Origin of the sequence: Tabrizicola sp. YIM 78059, from assembly GCF_004959785.1 — a bacterium.
GTDB classification, from domain to species: Bacteria; Pseudomonadota; Alphaproteobacteria; order Rhodobacterales; family Rhodobacteraceae; genus Tabrizicola; species Tabrizicola caldifontis.
Genome location: NZ_SJZH01000029.1, coordinates 1 through 7,226, shown reverse-complemented (window position 1 = coordinate 7,226; position 7,226 = coordinate 1). Strand labels below are relative to the sequence as shown.

9 protein-coding genes are annotated in these 7,226 nt (G+C 69.4%); all 9 read left to right on the top strand.

The features are described 5' to 3' along the window. A partial coding sequence (locus EZM81_RS17515; protein WP_136646666.1) for a hypothetical protein occupies window positions 1-224 on the top strand: 224 nt, incomplete at its 5' end. A 9-nt stretch (window positions 225-233) separates the two neighbouring features. After that, window positions 234-860 (top strand): DUF2460 domain-containing protein, encoded by a 627-nt coding sequence (locus EZM81_RS17510; RefSeq protein WP_136646665.1) that lies wholly within the window; start codon window positions 234-236, stop codon window positions 858-860. After that, window positions 857-1,207, top strand: coding sequence for a hypothetical protein (locus tag EZM81_RS17505; RefSeq protein WP_135451285.1), 351 nt, complete (start codon window positions 857-859; stop codon window positions 1,205-1,207). Before EZM81_RS17510 ends, EZM81_RS17505 begins: the two co-directional genes overlap by 4 nt. Continuing rightward, window positions 1,200-1,331: a hypothetical protein gene (locus EZM81_RS18700; protein WP_256371636.1), complete on the top strand. Its 132-nt coding sequence runs from the start codon at window positions 1,200-1,202 to the stop codon at window positions 1,329-1,331. Before EZM81_RS17505 ends, EZM81_RS18700 begins: the two co-directional genes overlap by 8 nt. A gap of 10 nt (window positions 1,332-1,341) precedes the next feature. Next, the gene (locus tag EZM81_RS17500; protein ID WP_248298272.1) at window positions 1,342-1,995 is read left to right on the top strand and encodes a lysozyme; all 654 of its coding nucleotides are present in this window, start codon (window positions 1,342-1,344) and stop codon (window positions 1,993-1,995) included. A gap of 4 nt (window positions 1,996-1,999) precedes the next feature. After that, entirely contained in the window at window positions 2,000-2,230 is a 231-nt protein-coding gene (locus tag EZM81_RS17495; RefSeq protein WP_136646663.1) for a hypothetical protein, read from the top strand. Between the two features lie 84 nt (window positions 2,231-2,314). Further along, window positions 2,315-3,199 (top strand): DUF2163 domain-containing protein, encoded by an 885-nt coding sequence (locus tag EZM81_RS17490; RefSeq protein ID WP_136646662.1) that lies wholly within the window; start codon window positions 2,315-2,317, stop codon window positions 3,197-3,199. Continuing rightward, on the top strand, window positions 3,196-3,642 hold the full coding sequence (locus tag EZM81_RS17485) for an NlpC/P60 family protein (protein ID WP_136646661.1): 447 nt from the start codon (window positions 3,196-3,198) through the stop codon (window positions 3,640-3,642). The genes EZM81_RS17490 and EZM81_RS17485 overlap by 4 nt, the downstream gene beginning before the upstream one ends. 10 nt (window positions 3,643-3,652) lie before the next feature. Then, a partial coding sequence (locus EZM81_RS17480) for a glycoside hydrolase TIM-barrel-like domain-containing protein (protein WP_136646660.1) occupies window positions 3,653-7,226 on the top strand: 3,574 nt, incomplete at its 3' end.

The following is a 7,226-nucleotide window of genomic DNA, read 5'->3' as shown; positions in this document are numbered from 1 at the left end:
ACAACGGCGGCTGGGCCGGGCTGCGGCCGGATGAGGTTCCCGCGATCCTGCAAAAGGGGGAGCGGGTCCTGTCCCGGCGCGAGGCGGCAGGGTACGGCCAGACGGGTGCCTCGACCGTCAATGTCACTATCAACGCCCGCGACGCCGAGAGCTTCCGCCAGTCGCGCACGCAGGTCGCCAGCGACATCGCCCGAGCCGTGTCGCTGGGCCGGAGGGGCATGTGAGGATCAGCAATGGCATTTCACGAAGTCCGGTTTCCGGACAACATCAGCCGAGGCGCACGCGGCGGCCCGGAACGACGCACCCAGATCGTCGAGCTGGCGAGCGGGGCCGAGGAACGCAACGCCAGCTGGGCGAACTCGCGCCGTCGCTATGACGTGGCCTACGGCATCCGCCGCGCCGATGATCTGGCAGCGGTCGTGGCCTTCTTCGAGGCCCGGAATGGCCGCCTCCACGGCTTCCGCTTCAAGGACTGGGCCGATTTCAAGTCCTGCCTGCCATCGGCCGCGCCCTCGCCGCTGGATCAGCCCATCGGCACCGGGAACGGAACGGCGACGCAGTTCCAGCTCGCCAAGCGTTACACCTCGGGGGCGCAATTCTGGACACGCGCCATCACCAAGCCCGTTGCCGGGACCGTGACCATTGCCCTGAATGGCACCCCGCAGCCCTCCGGCTGGTCGGTCTCGACCGCGACGGGCTTGGTGACCTTCACCACCGCCCCGGCCGCAGGCGTCGCGATCACGGCGGGCTTCGAATTCGACGTGCCCGTCCGCTTCGACACCGACGCCCTCGACGTCACCCTCGACCTCGAACGCCTCGGGTCGATCACCTCGATCCCGCTCGTGGAGATCCGCACATGAACGACGAGACCGGATTTCTGGCGGCGGTGCTGCGCGAACTGGCCGCGTCAACAGCCGTGATCCTCGCCGCCTGGGGTGCGCTGGGCGGGGCGACCAATGCCCTGACCACGCGGATGCGGCTGCGCGACGCGCTGCGCCACATCCTGCTCGGCGGGCTGATCGCGGCCGGGATGGGCAGCTTCTCGATGGCCCTCGTCACCGCCTGGCTCGCCCTGCCGCCGCAGGCGATCCCTGCGGGCGGCGCGGCCGGCTCGGCCGCCTATCTCGTGGGCGTCTTCGGCCCTGCCTTCATCGAACTCGTCCTTGCCCGGCTGCGCGGCGCGAAGGGAGGGGCGGACGATGAATGACATTCTCCGCCTTGCGCGCGCCCTTCGCTGCGCCCCGGGCGATCCCGGTCAGGCCTTCCGCCACCGCTTGGCGGTCGGCCTCGCCGTCGCCGCGCTGATCCTCGTCCTCTCGCTTCTCAGGTAATCCCATGCACATGACAGACCGGGGCCTCCTGGCCCTCGTCCGGCACGAGGGTATCGTGCCCGGACCCTATCTCGATGTGAAGACCGTCTGGACCTTCGGCATCGGCCACACGGCCGCCGCCGGTCCGCCCGATCCGGCGCAAATGCCGCGCGGCATGCCCGCCGATCTGGAGGCGGGGATCCGCGAGGCGTTCCGGATCTTCCGCTCGGACCTTGCCGCCTACGAGGTCGAGGTGCGCCGAGCGGTAAAGATGCCGCTCGCCCCGCACGAGTTCGATGCGCTGGTCTCGTTCCACTACAACACCGGCGCCATCGCCAGGGCCACGCTGACGAAGGCGATCAACGCCGGCAATCGCGTTGCAGCCGCCGACGCGTTTCTGAACTGGCGGCGACCGGCCTCGATCATCCCGCGCCGCGAGGCCGAGCGCGACCTCTTCCGCCACGGCCGCTATCCCGGCGGGACGATCCCGGTCTGGTCCGTGGACCGCGGCGGGCGGGTGGATTTCTCGCGGCCCGTTCGCCGCCTGACCGAGGCCGAGGCGCTGGACCTGCTGCGACCGACACCTGCGCTGCTGCCGTCTGTCCCGCAGCCTGCGCCCGACGCACCTGCCAGCTGGCTCGCCCGGCTGGTCGGCCTTTTCACCACCCTGATCCGGAGGGCCTGATCCCATGCGCTACATTCGTCCCACGTCTCTCACCTGGTGGGCGGGGCTGCTCGCCTTCGCGATCGGCGCCGCCTCCCTCGCGCTGCCCGCCACCGGTCCGCTGGCCGATCTCGCCCGCCTCGTCGCGACGCTGGCAGGCTCCGGCGACGCATCGCCTGCCGCGCTGATCGCGCTCGGCCTCGGCCTGATCGGGCTGCGCGACCGCCTCGAACGCGGGTTCCGCGGCGATGACTGAGTTTCTCGCAGGCATGGTTGTGGGCGGTGCCATCGGCATGTTTGTCGTCGCCCTTTGCGCGGCAGCGGCGCGAGGAGACCGGCCATGAAGTCCCTCCCGCCCGCGCTGCAGGCCCATCTCGACGACGGCACGACGACGCTCGCCTGGTACTGGCGGATCACCCGCGCCGATGGCGTGACCTTCGGCTTCACCGACCACGACAGGGCGCTGTCGTTCGACGGGACCGAGTTCGAGCCGGAAAGCGGGCTGACAGCCTCCGAGGTGCGCTCGGGCTCCGACCTGTCCGTGGACGCGCAGGACGCTCAGGGCGTGCTGTCCTCCGACCGGATCACCGAGACCGACATCCTTGACGGCCGTTGGGACAATGCGGCGGTCGAGGTCTGGCGGGTGAACTGGGCAAGCCCGGCGCAGCGCGTTCTGCTGCGCCGCGGGGCCATCGGCCAGATCCGGCGCGGGCGGCTCGCCTTCGTGGCCGAGGTCAGGTCACTGGCCCATGTCCTCGGGCAGACGGTCGGGCGGACGTTCCAGGCCAGCTGCGATGCCGCGCTGGGCGATGCGCGCTGCGGCGTGAACCTGGATGCCTCGGCGTTAAAGGGCAGCGGCGCGGTGATCGATTTGCTGCGGGATCGCGCCTTCACCGCTTCCGGCCTCGGCACCTTTGCCGCAGGCTGGTTTGCCTTCGGCCTTGTCGAATGGTCGACCGGCGCGAATGCCGGGCGGCGGGTCGAGGTGTTGTCCCACGACCTCGTCGATGGCGTGGCGATCCTGACCCTGCTGGAAGCGCCGGTGCGCCCGATCATGGCGACGGATGCCTTCGTGGTCCGGGCGGGCTGCGACAAGCGGATCGCCACTTGTGGTGCGAAGTTCGCCAATGTCGCTAACTTCCGCGGCTTCCCGAACATCCCAGGCCAGGATGCCGTGCTGCGCTACGCCACCAAGGACGGCGGCCATGAGGGGGCGGTCCTGTGACTGCGCCCGTTCCGATCGCTGATCCCGCCCGCGTCATCGCCGCCGCGCGATCCTGGCTGGGCACGCCCTACCACGATCAGGCCAGCCTGCGCGGGGTCGGCTGCGACTGCCTCGGTCTCGCGCGCGGCGTCTGGCGCGATGTGGTCGGGCCGGAGCCGTTCCCGATCCCGCCCTACAGCCGCGACTGGGGCGAGACGGGGCCGCGCGAGGTGCTGGCCGAAGGCGCACGGGCGATGATGCCGGAGGTCGCTCCATCCGAGGCCAGGCTCGGAGCGCTGATCCTGTTCCGCATGATGCCCCGTGCCATCGCCAAGCATGTGGGCATCCTCACCGGCCCGGATACCTTCCTCCACGCCTACGAGCGGCTGGGCGTGATCGAGGAACCGCTGACACCGACATGGCGACGCCGCATCGCCTTCGCCTTCCTGTTCCCAGCACGCTGAGATTTCCGCAATGGCGACGCTTGTCCTCGGTGCCGTCGGTTCCGCCATCGGCGGGGCCTTCGGTGGCGCGATCCTCGGCTTTTCCGGGGCCGCCATCGGTGGCTTCATCGGATCGACCATCGGTTCGGTGGTGGACAGCTGGATCGTGTCCTCGCTCGCGCCCACGCAGAAGATCGAAGGCCAGCGCCTCGACAGCTTGCGGATCACTTCGGCGACCGAGGGGGCGATCATCCCGCGCCTCTACGGCCGCATGCGCATCGGCGGCAACATCATCTGGGCCACGGATTTCCGCGAGGAGACGAAGACCACGACGCAAGGCGGCGGCAAGGGTGGTGGCGGTGGCAAGGTCCGGACCACCGAGTACCTGTACTACGCCAGCTTTGCCGTGGCGCTTTGCGAAGGCCCGATCACCGGCATCGGCCGCATCTGGGCCGATGGCAAGCCGCTCGACATGACCGGCATCACCTGGCGCTGGTATCCGGGGAACGAGACCCAGACGCCTGACCCGTTCATCGCCGCCAAGATGGGGGCGGCCAGCACCCCGGCATATCGCGGCACCGCCTACGTCGTCTTCGAGGAACTGCCGCTTGCGAGCTACGGCAATCGCCTGCCGCAGCTCAGCTTCGAGGTGTTCCGGCCGCTCGCGGATCCCGACACGGCCGAGGGGCTGGTCAAGGCGGTGACGATGATCCCGGCCTCTGGCGAGTTCACCTATGCGACGGAAACGATCCGCAAGAGCGCGGGCGGCTTCGGCGGCACCACCTCGGCCGAGAACCTGAACGCGCTACCCGACGAGGCCGACATCGTCGTGGCCCTCGACCGGCTGCAAGCCATGGCCCCGGCTGTCGAAAGCGTCAGCCTCGTCGTCTCCTGGTTCGGCAATGACCTGCGCGCGGGCAATTGCACCATCAAGCCCGGCGTGGAGGTGGCGACCAAGGTCACCAGCCCCAAGGTCTGGACTGTCAATGGCGTAGCGCGGGCGAACGCGCATCTGGTCAGCCGCGATGCCGAGGACCGGCCGGTCTATGGCGGCACGCCTGCTGACTTCGCGGTGGTGCAGGCGGTCCGCGAAATGAAGGCGCGCGGGCTACGGGTGACTTTCTACCCGTTCCTGCTGATGGACGTTTCGCCCGGCAACACGCTGCCGAACCCCTACAGCGCCAACGCTGCCACACCGGGCCAGCCCAGCTTCCCCTGGCGGGGCAGGATCACCTGCTCCCCTGCGCCGGGATATGCGGGGACTGTGGACAAGACCGCCGCCGCCGCAACGCAGGTCTCCAGCTTCTTCGGCGCGGCGACCCTGGCGCAGTTTGCCGTTACCGGAGACACAGTCAGCTGGACCGGCCCTGCGGGCGACTGGGGCTTGCGCCGGATGATCCTGCACTACGCGCATCTCTGCGCTGTGGCAGGCGGTGTCGATGCCTTCCTGATCGGCAGCGAGATGCGCGGGCTGACCACCATCCGCTCCAGCGCCAGCGCCTATCCCGCCGTGATGGCCTTCAAGGCACTGGCGGCGGATGTGAAGGCGATCCTCGGGCCGGGCACCAAGGTGGGCTACGCTTCCGACTGGTCGGAATACTTCGGCCACCAGCCGGGCGATGGGACAGGGGATCAGTTCTTCCACCTCGACCCGCTCTGGTCGGATGCCAACATCGATTTCATCGGCATCGACAATTACATGCCGCTCTCCGACTGGCGCGACGGCTTCGACCACGCCGACGCCCTGCAAGGTTGGCCCGCGATCCATGACCGGGCCTACCTGCAGGCGAACATCGCCGGTGGCGAAGGCTTCGACTGGTTCTACGCCAGCGCCGCCGCCCGGTCGGCACAGATCCGGACGCCCATCAGCGACAGTGCCGCTGGCAAGCCTTGGGTGTTCCGCTACAAGGATCTCCGCGCCTGGTGGTCGAACCCGCATTTCAACCGCCCGGGCGGGGTCGAGAGCGGCACGCCCACCGCATGGGTGCCGGAGTCGAAGCCGGTCTGGTTCACCGAACTGGGCTGTCCTGCCATCGACCGGGGCACGAACCAGCCGAATGTCTTCTTCGACCCGAAGTCGTCCGAGAGCTTCACGCCGTACTTCTCCCGCGGCTGGCGCGACGACGCGATCCAGCGCGCCTATCTCGAGGCCAGCTATCTGTGGTGGGGCAGCCCGGCCAACAACCCGGTGTCCTCGGTCTACGGCGGCAGGATGGTGCATGTTCCGGAATGCACCGCCTGGACCTGGGATGCGCGGCCCTATCCGTTCTTTCCGGAACTGACAGGTATCTGGACGGACGGCCCGAACTGGCGGCTGGGGCACTGGCTGACGGGGCGGCTGGGCGCGGTATCGCTCGCCGCGCTGGTGCGCCACCTTTGCGTGCGCGCCGGGCTGTCGGAAGACCTCATCGACGTCTCTGGCCTCTGGGGCGCGGTCGAGGGCTATGTGATCGGGGCGCTGGAAAGCCCCCGCGCGTCGATTTCCGCACTGGCCCGCCACTTCGGCTTCGATGCCGTCGAAACGGAGGGCGTGATCCGTTTCGTCATGCGTGGCCGCGCCTCGGTCGTCACACTGGCCATCGACGATCTGGTCGCAAGCCGTGAAGGCGAGGCGCTGGAACTGGTCCGCGCGCAGGAGACCGAACTGCCCCAGGCCCTGAAGTGGCAGGTCGCGCGGGCAGACGAGGACTATGACGCGGCCCTCGTCGAGGCACGGCGTATTACCGTCGACACAACGCGTATCGCCTCGGAAAGCTTCCCGATGGCGATCCCGCCCGAGGAGGCGGAACGCCGCTGCCGCCGCGCGCTGTCGGAAGCCTGGATCGGCCGGGAAAGCGCCACGTTCCGCCTGCCGCCTTCGCGGATGGCCCTCGATCCCGCCGACGTGATCCGGCTGGCGCATGATGGCCGCGAGGTCGAGTTCCGGCTCGTCTCGGTCGCCGATGCGGAAGCGCGCGGGATGGAGGCGGTGCGCCAGGACCGCGCCGCTTATGACCTACCGCCCGGCGATCCCCGCCCGGCCTCGCTCGCCAGCCCCGTCGTCTTCGGCACGCCCGAGGTGGTGATGCTGGACCTGCCACAGATCACCGAGGACCAGCCCGCCCATCGCCCCCTGATTGCCGCCCATGCCAGCCCCTGGCCCGGCGAGATCGCCGTCTTCCGCAGCGCCTCGACGGATGGGTTCAACCTCTTGACGACCTTTGGCAGTCGGGCGCGGATCGGCACGCTGGCCTTCGACTTCTTTCCGGGGCCGACCTCCCGCTTCGATCTGGGCAATGCGCTGGTGGTCGATCTCCTGTCCGGAACCCTGGAAAGCGTGACGGACGTCGCACTGTTCGGTGGGGCGAACGCACTGGCGGTCCAGGCCGCAGCAGGAGTGTGGGAGATCGTGCAGGCGGGCGCGGCCGAACTGATCGCCCCAGGCCGATACCGGCTCACCCGGCTCCTGCGTGGCCAGCGCGGGACGGAATACGCGATGGGCAACCCCGCCCCGGCCGGGGCCCGGGTCGTCGTCCTGGATACGACGTTGGCCTCACTGCCCATCGCCGAGGCTGACCTCGGTCTGCCCTGGAACTGGCGGGTGGGCCCGGCTGCGCGCGCCGTCA